The organism is Gallaecimonas zhanjiangensis (genome assembly GCF_057624825.1).
In genome coordinates this window covers 164886-181078 of sequence record NZ_CM172603.1, presented here as the reverse complement: position 1 = coordinate 181078, position 16193 = coordinate 164886, and the positions used below count along the sequence as shown (strand labels likewise).

15 protein-coding genes and 1 pseudogene are annotated in these 16193 nt (G+C 61.2%); 3 read left to right on the top strand and 13 right to left on the bottom strand.

The window, feature by feature from the left end; genetic code table 11:
* Positions 1–87 precede the first annotated feature (87 nt).
* A complete protein-coding gene (gene hmpA, locus AC22G1_RS00840) occupies positions 88–1245 on the bottom strand; it encodes an NO-inducible flavohemoprotein (RefSeq protein WP_487315122.1) in 1158 nt (385 codons plus the stop codon).
* 166 nt (positions 1246–1411) lie between these two features.
* Here hmpA and norR point away from each other — a divergent pair, with 166 nt between their 5' ends.
* Complete coding sequence (gene norR / locus AC22G1_RS00835) at positions 1412–2965, top strand: nitric oxide reductase transcriptional regulator NorR (protein ID WP_487315121.1); 1554 nt, start codon at positions 1412–1414, stop codon at positions 2963–2965.
* Here the strand turns inward: norR and AC22G1_RS00830 are convergent.
* The 5 genes and pseudogenes from AC22G1_RS00830 to AC22G1_RS00810 all read right to left on the bottom strand — a co-directional run bounded on the left by AC22G1_RS00830 (position 2962) and on the right by AC22G1_RS00810 (position 6585).
* On the bottom strand, positions 2962–3561 hold the full coding sequence (locus AC22G1_RS00830) for an SCO family protein (RefSeq protein WP_487315120.1): 600 nt from the start codon (positions 3559–3561) through the stop codon (positions 2962–2964). The two genes, norR and AC22G1_RS00830, sit on opposite strands and share 4 nt — an antisense overlap.
* Positions 3561–4373 (bottom strand): heme o synthase, encoded by an 813-nt coding sequence (cyoE, locus tag AC22G1_RS00825; RefSeq protein WP_487315119.1) that lies wholly within the window; start codon positions 4371–4373, stop codon positions 3561–3563. The genes AC22G1_RS00830 and cyoE overlap by 1 nt, the downstream gene beginning before the upstream one ends.
* 169 nt (positions 4374–4542) lie before the next feature.
* Positions 4543–5367: pseudogene (locus AC22G1_RS00820) on the bottom strand (COX15/CtaA family protein); the annotation flags it as partial.
* 41 nt (positions 5368–5408) lie between these two features.
* Positions 5409–5921 (bottom strand): redox-active disulfide-containing membrane protein, encoded by a 513-nt coding sequence (locus tag AC22G1_RS00815; protein WP_487315118.1) that lies wholly within the window; start codon positions 5919–5921, stop codon positions 5409–5411.
* Entirely contained in the window at positions 5914–6585 is a 672-nt protein-coding gene (locus tag AC22G1_RS00810) for an SURF1 family protein (protein WP_487315117.1), read from the bottom strand. Before AC22G1_RS00810 ends, AC22G1_RS00815 begins: the two co-directional genes overlap by 8 nt.
* A 21-nt stretch (positions 6586–6606) precedes the next feature.
* On the opposite strand from AC22G1_RS00810, the gene AC22G1_RS00805 reads away from it, so the two are divergent.
* Positions 6607–6813, top strand: coding sequence for a DUF2909 family protein (locus tag AC22G1_RS00805; RefSeq protein WP_487315116.1), 207 nt, complete (start codon positions 6607–6609; stop codon positions 6811–6813).
* On the opposite strand, the gene AC22G1_RS00800 is transcribed toward AC22G1_RS00805, so the two are convergent.
* The 6 genes from AC22G1_RS00800 to yvcK all read right to left on the bottom strand — a co-directional run bounded on the left by AC22G1_RS00800 (position 6810) and on the right by yvcK (position 12914).
* A complete protein-coding gene (locus AC22G1_RS00800) occupies positions 6810–7685 on the bottom strand; it encodes a cytochrome c oxidase subunit 3 (protein ID WP_487315115.1) in 876 nt (291 codons plus the stop codon). The two genes, AC22G1_RS00805 and AC22G1_RS00800, sit on opposite strands and share 4 nt — an antisense overlap.
* Positions 7682–8215: a cytochrome c oxidase assembly protein gene (locus tag AC22G1_RS00795; RefSeq protein ID WP_487315114.1), complete on the bottom strand. Its 534-nt coding sequence runs from the start codon at positions 8213–8215 to the stop codon at positions 7682–7684. The genes AC22G1_RS00800 and AC22G1_RS00795 overlap by 4 nt, the downstream gene beginning before the upstream one ends.
* Positions 8212–9822 (bottom strand): cytochrome c oxidase subunit I, encoded by a 1611-nt coding sequence (ctaD, locus tag AC22G1_RS00790; RefSeq protein ID WP_487315113.1) that lies wholly within the window; start codon positions 9820–9822, stop codon positions 8212–8214. The genes AC22G1_RS00795 and ctaD overlap by 4 nt, the downstream gene beginning before the upstream one ends.
* A 9-nt stretch (positions 9823–9831) precedes the next feature.
* Positions 9832–10983: a cytochrome c oxidase subunit II gene (coxB, locus tag AC22G1_RS00785; protein WP_487315112.1), complete on the bottom strand. Its 1152-nt coding sequence runs from the start codon at positions 10981–10983 to the stop codon at positions 9832–9834.
* A gap of 273 nt (positions 10984–11256) precedes the next feature.
* On the bottom strand, positions 11257–11874 hold the full coding sequence (gene lexA, locus AC22G1_RS00780; protein WP_487315111.1) for a transcriptional repressor LexA: 618 nt from the start codon (positions 11872–11874) through the stop codon (positions 11257–11259).
* 122 nt (positions 11875–11996) lie between these two features.
* Positions 11997–12914 (bottom strand): uridine diphosphate-N-acetylglucosamine-binding protein YvcK, encoded by a 918-nt coding sequence (gene yvcK, locus AC22G1_RS00775; protein WP_487315110.1) that lies wholly within the window; start codon positions 12912–12914, stop codon positions 11997–11999.
* Between the two features lie 110 nt (positions 12915–13024).
* On the opposite strand from yvcK, the gene plsB reads away from it, so the two are divergent.
* Positions 13025–15475, top strand: a complete 2451-nt coding sequence (gene plsB / locus AC22G1_RS00770) for a glycerol-3-phosphate 1-O-acyltransferase PlsB (protein WP_487315109.1) — start codon at positions 13025–13027, stop codon at positions 15473–15475.
* A 39-nt stretch (positions 15476–15514) separates the two neighbouring features.
* Here the strand turns inward: plsB and AC22G1_RS00765 are convergent, their stop codons facing one another.
* On the bottom strand, positions 15515–16117 hold the full coding sequence (locus AC22G1_RS00765) for a 2OG-Fe(II) oxygenase (RefSeq protein ID WP_487315108.1): 603 nt from the start codon (positions 16115–16117) through the stop codon (positions 15515–15517).
* Positions 16118–16193: the final 76 nt, after the last annotated feature.

Below are 16193 nucleotides of genomic sequence, written 5' to 3'. Positions count from 1 at the left end.
TGATAAAATACAGCTGGGTAAGCTAAAGTATATTAAGTTACTTTCTAATAAAAAACGCGCCATCAGGCGCGTTTTTTATTGCCGAAATTACAGCTCGGCGTGGGGGCCGAAGGCCTCGTAATGGATGCGCTCACCGCTCACCCCCAGGGCCAGCAACTGGCCCTTGATGGCCGCCATAAAACCGATGGGGCCGCAGAGATAAAAGAGGCCATCGGCCAGGGGCAGCTCATAACGGATGAGGGCAAGGTCCATCAAACCATGCTGGTCGTTATACCAGTAGCGAAGGGGCACGCCATGAGCCTTGGCCAGCGCCTGCTGGCGGGCCTTGAAGCTGTGCTGGGATTCGTTTTCGCAGGCATGAAGAAACTGCACCGCCCGCCCAGGCTGCTGCTGGGTAAGGGTTTCGAGCATGCTCATCATCGGCGTCAGGCCCACCCCGGCAGACACCAACACCACCGGCGCCTGGCTTTGGGTATCGAGGAAGAAATCACCTGCTGGCGGCATCAGGGCCACTTCATCCCCCACCGCCAGCTCGTCGTGCAAGAAGTTGGATACCAGCCCTTGGTCTTCACGCTTTACGCTGATGCGATAGCCCTTGCCGTTAGCCGCCGCTGACAGGCTGTACTGGCGAATTTCCTGGTAGTCGCCCTGGCTGGGTTTGACCTTGATGCCGATGTATTGGCCGCTCTTAAAGGCCATTACCGCGCCGCCGTCGGCCGGCTCAAAGTAGAAGCTGGTCACTTTTTCAGATTCCGCCACCTTGGCGGCCAGGCGAAAGGCCCTTTCCCCTTCCCAACCGCCTTCGGCCGCCTTGTGCTGGGCATAGAGGGTGCCTTCACGGTCGATAAAGATGCCGGCTAAAAACTGGTAAGCCTCGGCCCAGGCGGCGGTAGTGTCACTGTCGAAGGTGTCGGGAGCCAGCTCCTGCAAGGTCGCCAGCAGATGCTTGCCGACGATGGCGTATTGCTCGGGTTTGACCACAAAGCTGGTGTGCTTCTGGGCGATACGCTCCACCGCTGCCGCCAGCACTTGTGGGTTTTCAATGTGCTGGGCGTAAGCGGCCACGGCGGCAAACAGCGCCGCCGGCTGGCGCCCTGAGCGCTGGTTGGAGAGATTGAAGACGTCTTTAAGCTCAGGGTTGTGCACAAACATGCGCTGATAAAAATGCTGGGTAACGGCCGGGCCGGCGCTGGCAAGGACCGGAATAGTGGCTTTAACGCGGGCAATGGTCTGGGCGCTTAACATCAGGTGGCTCCTTGAAAGGACATAAACTGCCTTAGCCATTACAAGGGCCGTGCCATGTCAGCCTCACTATACATATCAATGCTTTACAAAATACGCCTTGTCATAACGAGTCATTATGACTCACACTTTGGGCTGTCACTTTCGCACCATGGAGTCATATTGACTCATGCCTGAACCCGGCCAACACCTGCTGCTGGAAATCGCCCTCGACCTTGCCAGCAGCCTCACCAACGATGACCGTTTTGACCGCCTGCTCACCGCGCTCAGAAAGGCCATTCCCTGCGACGCCATCGCCTTGCTGGCCTATCGCACTCCCCATGCCATTCCCCTGGCCATTCAGGGGCTGAGCCCCGACACCCGGGGCCGGCGTTTTGCCGTTGGCGAGCACCCACGCTTTGCAGCCATGGCCGAGGCTCAAAAGCCGGTGCGCTTTCCCGCCGACAGCCCCCTGCCCGACCCTTACGACGGCCTGTTGCTTAACGACGACAGCGCCATTCCCATTCATGCCTGCATGGGGTTGCCGCTTTTTGTCGACGGCCAGCTGCTGGGCTTTTTGACCTTTGACAGCCTCTCTCCTGGGGTATTCGACCACATAGCTGAGCGCACCCTGGACATGGTGTCAGCATTGGCCGCCGCCACCCTCAAGGCCGCCATCCAGCTCGATGCCCTGGAGCGCCAAGCCCAGCACAACACCCAGGTGATGCAGACCCTCACCCTCGATGCCATGGCCCAAGGCGGTAATACCCTGCTGGGCGACAGCCTGCCGATGCTGGCCCTCAAGCAAGAGCTGGCGCTGGTGGCGCCCTCGGATTTCACGGTGCTGGTGCTGGGGGAAACCGGGGTCGGCAAGGAGCTGGTGGCCCGGACCCTGCACGCCCAATCGGCCAGGAAGGGGGCACCGCTGGTGCACCTCAATTGCGCCGCGCTGCCCGAGCAACTGATTGAAAGCGAGCTTTTTGGCCACACCAAGGGTGCCTTCACCGGCGCCGACAGCGCCCGGCCGGGGAAATTCCTGTTGGCCGACGGCGGCACCCTGTTTCTGGACGAAGTGGGCGAGCTGAGCCCCGGCACCCAGAGCAAGCTACTGCGGGCCCTGCAAAGTGGCGAGATCCAACCGGTGGGCCAGGATAAAGTGCGCCAAGTGGATGTGCGGGTGATCGCCGCTACCAACCGCGATCTTAAAACCGAAGTGGCGGCCGGGCGTTTTCGGGCCGATCTCTACCATCGGCTCAGCGTTTACCCCATTTTGGTGCCGCCCCTGCGAGAAAGGGGCGGCGATATCCTGCTGCTGGCCGGGTTCTTTTTGGAAAACACCCGCCGCAAGCTCGGCCTGGCACAGCTCAAGCTGGCCCAGGCCACTCAGGAGCTGCTGATGCGTTACGACTGGCCGGGCAATGTGCGGGAACTGGAGCACTGCATCAGCCGGGCCGCCCTCAATGCCATCCGCGAGCAGGGCCGCCATGGGGTGCTGACCCTGGCCCCCGGCCACTGCGCCCTGGAGCCAGTTACCCCAGCTCCGCTGCCCACAGCGCCGCCTCCTGGCACGGCCCCGGCCGACCTTCGGCTGGCGGTGGAGGATTACCAGCGCCAATTGATCCGCGAAGCGCTGCTGGCCAACGACCACAGCTGGGCCGGCGCCGCCCGGGCCCTTAACCTGGACAGGGCCAACTTGCAGCGCCTGGGCAAACGACTGGGAGTGGTGGTGAGCAAAGGGCTTTAGTGGTGGCTTATCACCGCCAAGTCGGCAATAAGCTGGCGGGTGTCCACCAGCGGCAGGTTGCCCTCGGCGGGCCGGAACATGGCCTCCAACTGGCCCTGGGGATTGATCAGCACCATGCCGGCCGAGTGGCTGATATCGCCATTGGCACTTTGCCGGTACATCAGCCCCAACTGGCGGGTAAAGGGGTCGAGCACCGCAGACTCTGCGCGCAGGGCGATAAATTCCGGGCGAAAAAAATGAATGTAGGCGGCCAGTTTTTCGGTGCTGTCTCGGGCCGGATCGGCACTTAAAAACAACACCTGCACCGGCGCACCGGCCGCCTCTTCCAGTTGGGGGTAGCTGGCCGACAGTCGGCTCAAGGTGGCGGGGCAGACATCGGGGCAGCTGGTGTAACCCAGGAACAACAGGCTCCAATGGCCTTTGAGGTTTTCCTGGGTGAAAGGCTGGCCGCGTTGGTCACCCAGCTCAAAGGGGCTCAACTGGCGGGCCGGCTGGTACCACAGCGCCTCCACATGGGGCGGGGTGATTATCCAAAAATACAATCCCAGCCCGGCACAAAAGGCCAAGGCCAACACCAGGCTCCATACCGCTTTCATCAGGCCACTCCATGGTCCACCAGCAATACCACAAACAATAACATCAGTTGCCAGATGCTGACCCTGAAGGTGCGCATGGCCTGGCCGGGGCTGTCCCACCATTTGAGCCTGGCGGCGTGCCAGATAAACCAGCCGCCCAGCACCAAGGCGGCGGCCAGGTACAAAAGGCCGCTCATGCCGGTCAGGTAGGGCAGCAGCAGCAAGGCTTGCAGCAGCAGGGTGTAGAGCAGCACGCAGGTTTTGGTGTACTCGATGCCATGGGTCACCGGCAGCATGGGGATACCGGCGCGCTGGTAATCGTTGCACCGGGCGATGGCCAGGGCCCAGAAATGAGGCGGTGTCCAGGCGAAGATAATCAGCACCAGCAGCCAGGCGTTGGCGTCCATGCTGTTGGTGATAGCGGTCCAGCCCAGCAGCGGCGGCATGGCACCAGCCAGGCCACCAATCACGATGTTCTGCGGGGTCATGCGTTTTAAAAACACGGTGTAAATCACCGCATAACCCACCATGGCGGCGAAGGTCAGCAAAGCGGTGAGGCCATTGACCCAAAGCGCCAGCTGCATCAGCCCAAGGGCAATCACCACCACGGCAAAAACCCAGGCCTGGCCCTGGCTTAACCGGCCTTGCACCAGAGGCCGCATCCGGGTGCGGGCCATTTTATGGTCGATATGTTGATCGAGGATGTGGTTGATGGCGGCGGCCCCGGCCGACACCAGGCCGATGCCCATCAGGCCGTTGATAACCAACCAGGGATTTGGCCAGGTGTCTTGGGCCAGGATCATGCCCACCAGGGCGGTAAGTAACAGCAGCATCACCACCCGAGGCTTGGTGATGGCCAGAAAATCCCGCCAGGGCCAATGCCCGGCGGCCAACAGGCTCAGTGACTTCATATCCACTCCACAAGCCGTGATTGAGGGTGAGCAGCAGCAAAAACAACAGCAGCGCCACCAGGTTATGAGCCAGGGCCACCGCCAGCGGCACACTCAGCACCACGTTGGCCAAGCCCAGGCAAAGTTGTACGCCAAGCAGCGCCACCAGGCCCAGAGCCATGGCTTTTTGCCCCCGCCGCCACAAACCAGAGGCCAATAAGATGAGCAGCGCCGACGTCACCATCGCCCCAAAGCGGTGGGCGATATGGATGGTCATGCGCGCCTCGTAGCCCAGCACCCCGTACTGGTAATTGTCGGCCGGAGGCGAGAGCAGGTTGAAGGCCGCTTCAGGATGCAGGCGGCCCCACCAATCCCCCTCGCACACCGGCAACTGGGTACAGGCAAGGGAAGCGTAGTTGGCGGCGGTCCAGCCGCCAAGGGCGATTTGCCCCACCACCACCAGGGCGACGACAACCGCCAGCCAGCGCAAGTAAAAAGGCGCACGGGGGCGGGCGGTGGCCGGGCCCAAGCGCAGGGCCAGCCACCACAAGAGCGCCAGGGTGGCCATGCCGCCCAGCAGATGCCCCGTCACCACTAGCGGCCGCAGGTTCAGGGTCACGGTCAGCATGCCCAGGGTGGCCTGGAACAGCAGCAAGCTCAGCAACGCCACCACCCAGGGCCGCTGGGCCCTGAAGCGCCAGAAGGCCAGCGCCGCCAGCAGGCCGATGCAAAGGGCCAGCGCGCCAGCAAAATAGCGGTGCACCATCTCGTTCCAGGCTTTGTGCACTTCAATCTTGGCGCCGGGAAAGGCTTGCTCGGCATGAGCCAGATGCTGGTCGGTGTAGGGCGCCACCAGGGCGCCGTAGCAACCTGGCCAGTCCGGGCAGCCAAGGCCGGCGTCGGTCAACCGGGTGTAGGCGCCAAGGGCGATCACCATCAGGGCCAGAGCTATCGCAATGCGGGTCAGGGTTCTCATGGTCAGCCCACCTGGGAATGCTTGAGGAGCCGTTTGAGGTCGGTCAGCATGTCCTTGCCAAGGGCCAGGGTTTGGGGGCGCTCACTGGCAGGGGGGTAGCTCAGCATCACAAAGCCCCTGGGGTCGGCGATATAAAGGCGATTGGGCTGAAGTGGTGCCCCCCCCGGGCCGCCCTGCACCAAACCAGGCGCGGTGTCGGCAGGCAGCGAAACGGTGCCCAAGACCACCGGCACCACCCTGTCCATCTCCCGACCCAGGGCGAGATGGGTTTGGCCAAGGATATAGAGGCTCTCATGGCAAGCCTGGTGGCAGATTGGCGGCATCACGTAGACCAGCCGCCAGTGGTGGTCATTGGCAAAGAGCGCGGCGGCAGAGAGCGGCGGATTGATAAGCTCGCCCTTGTTAACAGTGGGGCTACCGGTCAGCCAGCCTCCCATAAAGGCCATTTGGGCCAGAGCCACCGGCAGGATAAAGAGCGCCAAAAAGGCCAGCAGCAATGTCTTTTGCTTACTCATGTTTCCTCCTGTGCTCGGCCCGCAACCAGCAGCCAAAGGCCACCATCAGCGCCAGCGCCATGCTGGCCCATTGCAGGGAATAGGCGCGGTGTTTTTCCGGCGGCATCACCACCAGCGGCCAGTGGGCAATAAGGCCCGGGCCGCTCGGCTCCTGGCTCAGCACCCAGTTTTGCAACGGCAGGCCCAGGCTTTCGGTCAGCGCTTCGGGGGCAGGGCTTTGCACCCGGTAACCGTCGCCAAGCTTCTCGGGCACGGTGGCTTTGAGCGAGAAGCCGGGGTCGACTTGCCGCAAGCGCCCAGTAATGGCGGCTTCACCTTGAGCCAAGGGAGCGCTGGGCAGCAGGTCGCGGCGGGCAGCGCCGGCCAACCAGCCTCGGTCAATCAAGAAAACGCCCCAGCTGGTGGCAAAGGGTTGCAGCAGGTCATAACCCACTTGGCCATCAAGGGTGCGGTTGTCCCAATAGATGGCGGTGGGCAGCCAGCGCCCCTTCATTGTTACCGGCCAGTAATCGGGGTTGGCTTTGGCCAAGGCCTCTTCCAGCGCCAGCACCGGGCGATTTGCCACTTCGCTGAGCAGTGCGGCTTTTTGCTCGGCCCTTTGCCATTGCCAGAGGCTCAATTTGCCAAAGAGCACCAGCAGCGCCACAGTGAATAACCAGGGCAACCATTTACTTTTGGAGAACCCATGCTGGTGAAGGTGCTTATTCTGGGGTTGGTGCTGTATGTGCTGGTGAACCTGTTTCTGGCGCTCTTTGTCATGCTCCGCCACGGCGAGCAGGGCCAGATGAGCCGCTTCCTTGGCCGGCGCCTGCTGGCTTCCTTCCTGGTGCTGTTGCTGGTGGTGGTGTTGATCGCGCTCGGCGTTATCGAACCGCATTCAACCCCCTACTAGAGGATGTACACGAACAGGAACAGGCACAGCCACACCACGTCTACAAAGTGCCAGTACCAACTGGCCGCCATGAAGCCGAAGTGCTTTTGCGCCGAAAAATGCCCCGCCAGCACCCGCAGCCACATCACCAGCAGCATCAAGGTGCCCAAGGTGACGTGCATGCCGTGAAAACCGGTGAGCAGAAAGAAGGTGTTGCCGTAGATGCCGGCATCAAGCTTGAGCCCCATCTCGGTGTAGGCGTGGATGTACTCGACCCCTTGCAGATACAAAAAGCAGCTGCCCAGCACGATGGTGGCCAGCAGCCACAGCTTGAGCGCCAATCGGTTGCCCTTCTCCAAAGACAGGTGCGCCAGATGCACAGTGACCGATGAGCTGAGCAAAATCAGGGTGTTGTATAGCGGCAGCCCCATCCAGGGCATCACCTCGGTGCTTTTGCCGCCCGGGGTGGTGGCCACCGGCCAGGTGCCGCTGAAATCGGGCCACAGCAATTGGTGAGTCAGGATGTTGTTGGACCCGCCCCCCAGCCAAGGCACGGCAAAGGTCCGGGCATAAAAGAGCGCCCCGAAAAAGGCGCAGAAGAACATCACTTCCGAGAAGATGAACCAGCTCATACCCTGGCGAAAGGAGCGGTCCATCTGCCCCGAATAGAGGCCAGCCATGGACTCGCGGATAACCGCCGCAAACCAGCCAAAGCACATCAGTACGATAACCAGTACCCCGGCCAGCAGCAGCCAACCCCCATAACCCCCTTGTTGGCCGCTGGTCACCTGGGGCACGAAATGCCCGGCCCCAAAAGCGATAAGGAACAGGCCGAGGGCGCCCGTGATCGGCCAATAGGATTTGGCGGGCACATAGTAGTGTTCGTGTTTCATGACGAGCCCCTCACGCTGAGGTTGTAGAGGGTGTAGGAAAGGGTCAGGGTTTGGATGTCATCCGGCAGCGCCGTATCCAGGAAAAACAGCAGCGGCATTTCCACCTCCTGGCCAGGAGCCAGGTGCTGCTGCTGGAAACAAAAGCATTCAATCTTGTGGAAATATTTGGCCCCCAGCCCCGGCGCCACCGAGGGCACCGCCTGGGCGACAATATCGCCCCTGGCGCGGTTCTTGACGTAGAAGTGCACCAGCCTTCGCTCGCCGGGGTGAACCTTGATCTCGGTAACGTCAGGGCGAAATTCCCAGGGCAGGCCCTCATTGATATAGGCCACGAACTGCACGGTAATGAGCCGGCTTTTGTCCTCTGGCTCCACCAGGGTGGCGGCTACTGGGCCACCGGTTTTACCGTTGATACCGGTCACCTGGCAAAACACGTTGTAAAGGGGCACCAGGGCAAAGGCAAAACCGAACATCAGCGCCACCAGCAACAGCAGGCGTTTGGTCAGCAGGCCATGGCCCTGGCCGGTCATGGTTTGATCTCCGGCGGGGTTTCAAAGGTGTGGTAGGGCGCCGGGCTTGGCACTTCCCATTCGAGCCCCTCGGCTCCTTCCCAGGGTTTGGCAGGTGCCGGCGTGCCGCCTTTGATGCACTTGATCACCACCCACAGGAAGATGAGCTGGCTAAGCCCGAAGGCAAAGCCACCGATGGAGACAATTTTGTTCAGATCGGCAAATTGCAGGGCGTAATCGGGGATCCGCCTTGGCATGCCCGCCAGCCCGAGAAAATGCATGGGAAAGAACAACACGTTCACCGACACCAGCGAGCACCAAAAATGCAGCTTGGCCAGGCCCTCGTCGAACATGTGGCCGGTCCACTTAGGTAGCCAGTAATAGGCCGCCGCCATGATCGAGAAGATGGCGCCGGTCACCAGCACGTAGTGGAAGTGCGCCACCACGAAGTAGGTATCGTGGTATTGGAAATCGGCCGGGGTGATGGCCAGCATCAAGCCGGAAAAGCCACCGATGGTAAAGAGCACCACAAAGGCCAGGGCAAACAGCATCGGCACTTCAAAACTGATGGAGCCGCGCCACAGGGTGGCCACCCAGTTAAACACCTTCACCCCGGTGGGCACGGCGATCAGCATAGTGCAATACATAAAGAACAGTTCGCCAAAAAGCGGCATGCCGGTGGTGAACATGTGATGCGCCCACACCACAAAACTCAGCCCGGCAATGCTGGCCGTGGCGTACACCATACTGGCGTAGCCGAACAGCCGCTTGCGGGCGAAGGTGGGCAGGATGGCGCTGATGATGCCAAAACTCGGCAAGATCATGATGTACACCTCGGGGTGGCCGAAGAACCAGAAGATGTGCTGGAACATTACCGGGTCACCACCGCCCACGGCGTTGAAGAAATCGGTGCCGAAGTACTTGTCGGTGAGCACCATGGTCACGGCGCCGGCCAATACCGGCATCACCGCAATCAGCAAGAAGGCGGTGATGAGCCAGGTCCACACAAACAGCGGCAGTTTCATCCAGGTCATGCCCGGCGCCCGCAGGTTGAAGATGGTCACAATCACATTGATAGCGCCCATGATCGAGCTGATACCCATGATGTGAATGGAGAACACGAACAGTGCCGTGGAATTACCCGAGTAGGTGGTGGAAAGCGGCGCGTAGAAGGTCCAGCCGAAAGCCGGCCCGCCGCCCTCCATAAAGAGGCTGGACAGCAAAATGGCAAAGGCGAAGGGCAAAATCCAAAAGCTCCAGTTGTTCATCCTCGGCAGCGCCATGTCCGGCGCGCCAATCATCATCGGGATCATCCAGTTGGCCAGCCCCACAAAGGCTGGCATAACCGCCCCAAACACCATCACTAGGCCGTGCACCGTGGTCATCTGGTTGAAAAACTGCGGCTCTACCAACTGCAAGCCCGGCTGGAACAGCTCGGCGCGGATCACCATAGCCATGGAGCCGCCGGTCAGGAACATCAGAAAGCTGAACCACAAGTAGAGGCTGCCGATGTCCTTGTGGTTGGTGGTAGTAACCCAGCGCATCAGGCCACGGGCCGGGCCGTGATGCACCTCATGCTGGGCGGCGTCGAGCCCCTTGGGGGCATCCATGTCTCGTGAGACCTGCATTGGTGCCTCCTAGGGGTTGTCGCCGCTGAGGAAACGGTGCAAGTCGGCGGCCTGTACGGCGTCACCGGTGCTGTTCCCCCAGGCATTGCGTTCATAGGTGATGATGGCGGCCAGCTCCGACAAACTGAGCTGTTTGCCAAAGGCCTGCATGGCGGTGCCGGCTTTGCCGTTGAGCACGATATCGATGTGGGCATGGACATCACCGGTGGCGATGGCGCTGCCTTTAAGGCCCGGAATGGCCCCGGGCAGCCCTTCGCCATTGGGCTGGTGGCACATGGCGCAGCGCGCCTCGTAAAGGGCTTTGCCGTCGCGCATCAGTTCGTCCAGGGAGCGGTTCATGGCCAGTAGTTTTTGCTCTTCGGCCTTTTTGGCGGCCAGACGAGCCTGCTCGGCACTGAGCCAGTCGTCAAAGGCCGCCGGCGTCTTGGCAATCACCACGATAGGCATGAAGCCGTGGTCCTTGCCACAGAGCTCCGCGCATTGGCCACGGTAGAGCCCTGGCTCCTTGATGCGGGTCTGCACCTGATTGATAAAGCCGGGGATGGCGTCTTTTTTCACGGCGAAGGCCGGAACCCACCAGGAGTGGATGACGTCTTCGGAGGTGATCACAAAACGGATATTGCGGTCGGTGGGCAGCACCAGGGGCCTGTCCACCTCGAGAAGGTAGTTGTCGCCCTTGTCCAGGCGGTTAGTTATCTGGTCCGGCAGGGTCGCCAGCAGCGAATAAAAACCTACGTCGGTGCCCAGGTATTGGTAATGCCATTTCCATTGGGAGCCGGTGACCTGCACCGTAAGGTCGGCCGGGCCGGAGCCGTCGTCATCGCCTGCCACCAGGGCTTTGGTGGCCGGTACCGCCATGGCGATGAGGATGACAAAGGGAATGAGCGTCCAAAGGATCTCGACCCGGGTGGACTCATGAAAGTTGGCCGCTTTGGCGCCGCGGGATTTACGGTGGCGGATCAGGCTGTAAAACAACAGGCCAAAGACCACGGCCCCGATGGCACAGCAAATCCAAAAGATGGTCATGTGCAGACCATAAACCCGCTGGCTGAAGTCCGTAACGCCGCGGGTCATGTTGTATCCGTCCGCCAAGGCAGTGAATGGCCAGCACCAGGCCAGCACCGCCCAGGCCCCCAATGCCTGATGACGTCTGCTGCTCACTTGCTGCTCCTGTCAGTAGAAGCGAGAGCCCTGCCCAGGTACGACCCAGCCCTTTGCCGGCCCTTCCCTACCCCGTCCAGCAAGCGCCCTTAAGAGTGACGATTAGTGGCGGGATCGTTGTGATTGTGTGTATCGCTGCAAAACTGCTGATGTTTTTATAGTCAGACTAAGCCTTATCCAAGAAAGGGTTATCGTCCAGTTGGTGGGGGAATAAATGCAAAGAAGGCGGCAAGGGGGGTGCCCCTGCCGCCTTCTGCTAAAAGCCGTTACGCCTTAAAACTGGCTGTTGCGGATCACTCCGACGGCCAGGCCTTCGATGGTAACGGGCGTCTCCCGAAGGTCGACCAGGATGTCGTCAAAATCGTCGTTCTCGGCAATCAGGCGCAGGCTGTGGCCGTGCTGGTCCAAGCGTTTTACGGTGACATCATCTTCTACTCTGGCCACCACCACCTGGCCATTGCGGGCCTGGCTGGTGCGGTGCACCGCCAGCAGGTCGCCGTCCATGATGCCGATGTTCTTCATGCTCTCGCCCTTAACCCGCAGCAGGAAGTCGGCACGGGGATGGAACAGCTCCGGGTCCATCTGGTAGTGGGACTCAATATGCTGGGTCGCCAGAATGGGCTCGCCGGCAGCCACCTGGCCAATCAGCGGCAGGCCCGGCTCGTCGTTGGCGCTGTCGTCATCCAGTAGGCGAATGCCACGGGAGGTGCCGGCCAAAATTTCGATAACCCCTTTTTTGGCCAGGGCCTTGAGGTGCTCTTCGGCGGCATTGGCAGACTTAAAACCCAGCTGCTGGGCAATCTCGGCACGGGTGGGGGGCATGCCGCTTTCCGAAATGCGGGCGCGGATCAGATCCAGGATCTGTTGCTGGCGGGGAGTAAGGGGGCGCATCGGATGCCTCAACTGGTTTTATTTACAGTAACTGTCAGTATATCCAGTTCTTTGGAGATGGCAAGGCGCTTGGCCTGCACAGCGACCAACCCACAGGCACCGGATTTTTACTCACAGAGTTATCAACAGGCAGCGAGGATCCGCTCCAGGCCGTTGGCCAAGGCGTCGCGGTCGTGGCGATAGAAGATTTGCTCGGACGCCAACGGCATTTCCAGGCGCCTGATGCCCATTGGCAGTTGCTGCCAGTCAAGGCCGGGCCGGGCCAACACCCAGTCGACGGCGCTAAACCCCAGCTGCCGGTGCAACCAGGCCAAGCGCTGGCCAGGGGTTAACGCACGCACCGGGCTTTGTTCTACTCCCAGGTTCTCCACCCAGACCTTGACCGCTTTGCTGGCCCGAAAGGCCCCGGCCAGTTCCGGCAACAGCAGCGGCGGCATCACCGAGGTTAAAAACGAGCCCGGCCCCAAAATCAACAGGTCCGCTTCCCTTACCGCATCCACCGCTTCCTTGGTGGCCGCTACCTTGGGCGACAAGGTCAGCTGGCGCGGCATGGTGGCAAGGCTGTCCACCCGCTGTTCCCCCAGGTGCTCAAGGCCCTCTTCACAAAGCGCCAGCAGGTCGGCGGGGCTCTCGGTCATGGGCAGCAACTCGCATTTCACCCTAAGCACCTGGCGCACCAGGTTGATGGCTTCGAGCGGCCGCACACAGAGATCGTCCAGCGCCAGCAGAATGAGGTTACCGAGGTTATGGCCGCCCAGCTCCCCTTCGGCGCCGAAGCGGTATTCAAAAAGGCGGCTACCGGTGGAGGGTTGGGTGACCAGCTGATTGATACAGTTGCGCACATCGCCCCAGGCGATGCAGTGGTGCGAGCGGCGCAGGCGCCCCGTGGAGCCGCCGTTGTCGGTGGTGGTGACGATGCCGGTAAGGCGGGGGCCCAGAAAGTTGAGCGCCGAGAGCATCCGCCCCAGGCCGTGGCCGCCCCCCAGGGCAACAACCCGTTCCAGGGCCGCCAGATGGGGGCGATAAGGTGATTCTGCCATTCAAAGATCCAGCCATGGACTGCGTCCCAAGGTTACCCCGGCTGCAAAGACTTTGACAAAGACTTCTGCTAAGCTAGCCGGCCGGCTAAAAACTTCTCCGGGACATATTCGTGCTGCCGAGTTTTCTACTCAAGGCCCTCAAGTGGCCTGTTTCACTGACCGTTAAAAGCAAACTGGTACCGCAAGATCCCGTCAAGGAGCTTGGCCTGGACCCCAGCAAGCCCATTGTTTACGCCTTTAAATCCGCTTCGGCGTCCGATCTGCTGGCGGTGCGCCGCCTGTGCCTGGGCATGGGCTTGCCAGACCCTACAGCGCCGCTGCAATTGGCCGGCCAAACGGTGCCCCGCTGCCTGTTTATGGATAAACCGGTAACCTTGCTGACCCGCAAGCGCCGCCACGGCAACTTCCGCGATGCCCTTAAAGCGCTGCTCAAACCCTTGCGGGAAGACCGCCAACAAGACGTGCAGCTGCTGCCGGTTTCCCTGTTCTGGGGCCGCCAGCCGGGTCACGAAAACCCCTCGCTGCTGGGCTCGATGCTGTCTGACTACGACTCCCCCTCCTGGCTGCGCAAGATGCTGATCATCGCCTTTTATGGCCGTGACAACTTCGTGCGCTTTGCCCGGCCGGTGTCCCTTCGCAATCTCTTGGACCAGCGCGACGACAGCGACGACAACCTCAGCCACAAGCTGGCCCGGGTGGCGCGGGTGCATTTTTCCCGCCAGCGCCTGGTGATGACAGGCCCACGCCTGCCCGACCGCGAAACCATGCTGGCCGCCCTGCTCAAGACCGAGCCCATGAAAAGGGCCATCGAAGACGAAGCACGTTCGCGCAAGGAAGATTTTGGCCAGGCCGAGCAACGCGCCAACCAGTACCTGCAGGAAATCGCCGCCAAGTTCTCCCCCGGCTTTATCCGCTTTTTAGACCGCCTGCTGGGCTGGATCTGGAACCGCATCTACAAGGGCATCAAGGTGTCCAATGCCGAGGTGGTGCGCCAGTTGGCCCACGATGGCAACGAAATCGTGTTCGTGCCCTGCCACCGCTCCCACATGGACTACCTGCTGCTCTCTTACGTGATTTACCAGCAGGGCATGGTGCCGCCGCACATCGCTGCCGGGGTCAACCTCAACTTCTTCCCGGCCGGGCCGCTGTTCCGCCGGGGCGGCGCCTTTTTTATCCGCCGCAGCTTCAAGGGCAACAAGCTCTATTCCACGGTGTTTCGCGAGTACCTCTACAGCCTCTTTCAAAAGGGCTACTCGGTGAAATACTTCACCGAAGGCGGTCGCTCTCGCACCGGCCGGCTACTGCCGCCCAAAACCGGCATGCTGGCGATGACGGTGCAAAGTTTGCTGCGCTCTTCCGAGCGCCCCATCAGCCTGGTGCCGGTGTACATCGGCTATGAGCACGTGATGGAAGTAGGCTCCTACCTCAAGGAGCTGCGCGGCAACTCCAAAGAGAAGGAGTCAGGCTGGCAGGCCTTTAAATCCACCATCAAGGCATTGCGCCAGGATTTTGGCCAGGGCTTTGTCAATTTTGGCCAGCCCATTGCCTTGTCCCAATACCTCACCGAGCAGGTGCCGGACTGGCGTAAAAGCAGCGGCGATGCCGACGCCAAACCCAGTTGGCTGACCCCTCTGGTCAACCGCCTGGGCGATGAAATGCTGACCCGCATCAACGACGCGGCGGCCCTTAACGGCGTGACCCTGGTGTCGCTGGCGCTGCTGTGCGCCGAGCGCCGGGCCCTGTCGCGGGAAGTGCTGGAAAACCAGTTGGATTTATTGCTGGCCCTGGCCCGCCAGGCGCCCTACTCGGCTCATGTCACCCTGCCCGAGCAAGACGGCAAGGCGCTGCTGGAGCAGGTGCTCAAAGGCGACAAATTCCAGGTCAGCGAAGACGGCCTTGGCGAGCTCATCAGCCTGGATGAAACCCAGGCCATCGCCATGACCTACTATCGCAACAACATCCTGCATCTATACATGCTGCCCTCTTTGGTGGCGCGGCTGCTGCTGGACGGCCCCAAAAGCATGGATACCCTTTGCGAGCAGGTGCTGGCGCTTTATCCGCTGCTGAAAGCCGAGCTCTTTATGGGGATTGATGAAGCGGCCCTTGGCGAGCATATCCAGGCGCTGCTTCGCGCTCTTGAGCAGCAAGGCCTGGTGAGCCTTGATGGCGAGCATTGGCAGGCCGCCAGCCCCCAACGCCCGGGCTATCGCAAGCTGTGGCTGCTAAGCGGGGTTATCGAAGAGTCCTTGCAGCGCTACGCCATCGTGCTGACGCTGCTGCGAAGCCCAGAGCCTCTGGGCCGGGCCGAGCTTGAGAACCGCGCTCAGGCGGTGGCCGAGCGGCTATCGGCGCTCTTTGGCATCCAGGCGCCAGAGTTTTTCGACAAAAAACTCATCGCGTCCCTGGCTGCTACCTTGCGCGAGGCAGAACTGGTGGTGCTTGGGGAGCAAAGCGAGCTGCTGCCCACCCCCAAAGCCCAGGCCCTGGACGAGCTGGTGCTCAACCTGCTCTCCAACGAGGTGGCCGACACGGTGCGCCACGTCTTGTGCAAAGATTGCTGACACTGACCACAAAAAAGCCGCTCACCGAGCGGCTTTTTTTCAGGCCAGCGGATGGGCGTCGCGGCGGAACCAACCGGCGATGGAGTAGCGGTCGTCCCCCGCCGGCAGCACCTCGTGAGGAAACTCTTCCGATAAAAAGCACACCAAAGTGCCGGGCGCCGGGTCCACCTTGCCCAGCAGCTGGTCGTTGCTGTCGTAAAGGGCCAGTTCGCCACCGGCCCCTTGTGGCCACCAGGCATTGAGGTAGGTTACCGCCGACACCACCCGGTTGGAGCGTCCGCGAAAGGCGTCCAGGTGTTTTTGGTAGAAATGCCCCTTGGGGTAGTGGGCAAAGTGGCACTCGTAGTCATTAAGGCCCAGAAACAGGCTGCGGTTGATGGCCAGACGCAGCTCGTCCATCAACCCCAGGTAACGCTGCTGCTGCAAAGACAGGCCATCGAGCCAGAGGGTGTTGTCGTTGCGCACATCTTGGCGCTGCTGGTGGTCACTTTCGCGGCCGATGCCAGCCCGGGTCAGTTCGTCACGGCGCACCAGCAGTTCGCTACGCAGGGCATCGCGCAGCTCGTCGTCCAGCCACTGGGGGATCACCACAAAGCCGTTACTGGCCAATCCGTCAATTACCGCCTGCAGTTTCTGGTCCATGGTCCCCCCAAATACAAAGGCCCCGAACGCTAGAAGGTTCGGGGCCCGGTGACAATTCATTTTACTTGTCGTTACG

What these genes read in the sequence shown, in the direction of transcription:
- cyoE (WP_487315119.1), bottom strand. Translation starts at nt 4,373, where the DNA reads ATGCTGCTGTTACTTACCGCCCTGGTGGGCATGATCCTGGCCCAAGAC.
- hmpA (WP_487315122.1), bottom strand. Translation starts at nt 1,245, where the DNA reads ATGTTAAGCGCCCAGACCATTGCCCGCGTTAAAGCCACTATTCCGGTC.
- lexA (WP_487315111.1), bottom strand. Translation starts at nt 11,874, where the DNA reads ATGCGCCCCCTTACTCCCCGCCAGCAACAGATCCTGGATCTGATCCGC.
- AC22G1_RS00765 (WP_487315108.1), bottom strand. Translation starts at nt 16,117, where the DNA reads ATGGACCAGAAACTGCAGGCGGTAATTGACGGATTGGCCAGTAACGGC.
- ctaD (WP_487315113.1), bottom strand. Translation starts at nt 9,822, where the DNA reads ATGCAGGTCTCACGAGACATGGATGCCCCCAAGGGGCTCGACGCCGCC.
- AC22G1_RS00830 (WP_487315120.1), bottom strand. Translation starts at nt 3,561, where the DNA reads ATGAAAGCGGTATGGAGCCTGGTGTTGGCCTTGGCCTTTTGTGCCGGG.
- norR (WP_487315121.1), top strand. Translation starts at nt 1,412, where the DNA reads ATGCCTGAACCCGGCCAACACCTGCTGCTGGAAATCGCCCTCGACCTT.
- AC22G1_RS00795 (WP_487315114.1), bottom strand. Translation starts at nt 8,215, where the DNA reads ATGACCGGCCAGGGCCATGGCCTGCTGACCAAACGCCTGCTGTTGCTG.
- AC22G1_RS00800 (WP_487315115.1), bottom strand. Translation starts at nt 7,685, where the DNA reads ATGAAACACGAACACTACTATGTGCCCGCCAAATCCTATTGGCCGATC.
- AC22G1_RS00805 (WP_487315116.1), top strand. Translation starts at nt 6,607, where the DNA reads ATGCTGGTGAAGGTGCTTATTCTGGGGTTGGTGCTGTATGTGCTGGTG.
- AC22G1_RS00815 (WP_487315118.1), bottom strand. Translation starts at nt 5,921, where the DNA reads ATGAGTAAGCAAAAGACATTGCTGCTGGCCTTTTTGGCGCTCTTTATC.
- yvcK (WP_487315110.1), bottom strand. Translation starts at nt 12,914, where the DNA reads ATGGCAGAATCACCTTATCGCCCCCATCTGGCGGCCCTGGAACGGGTT.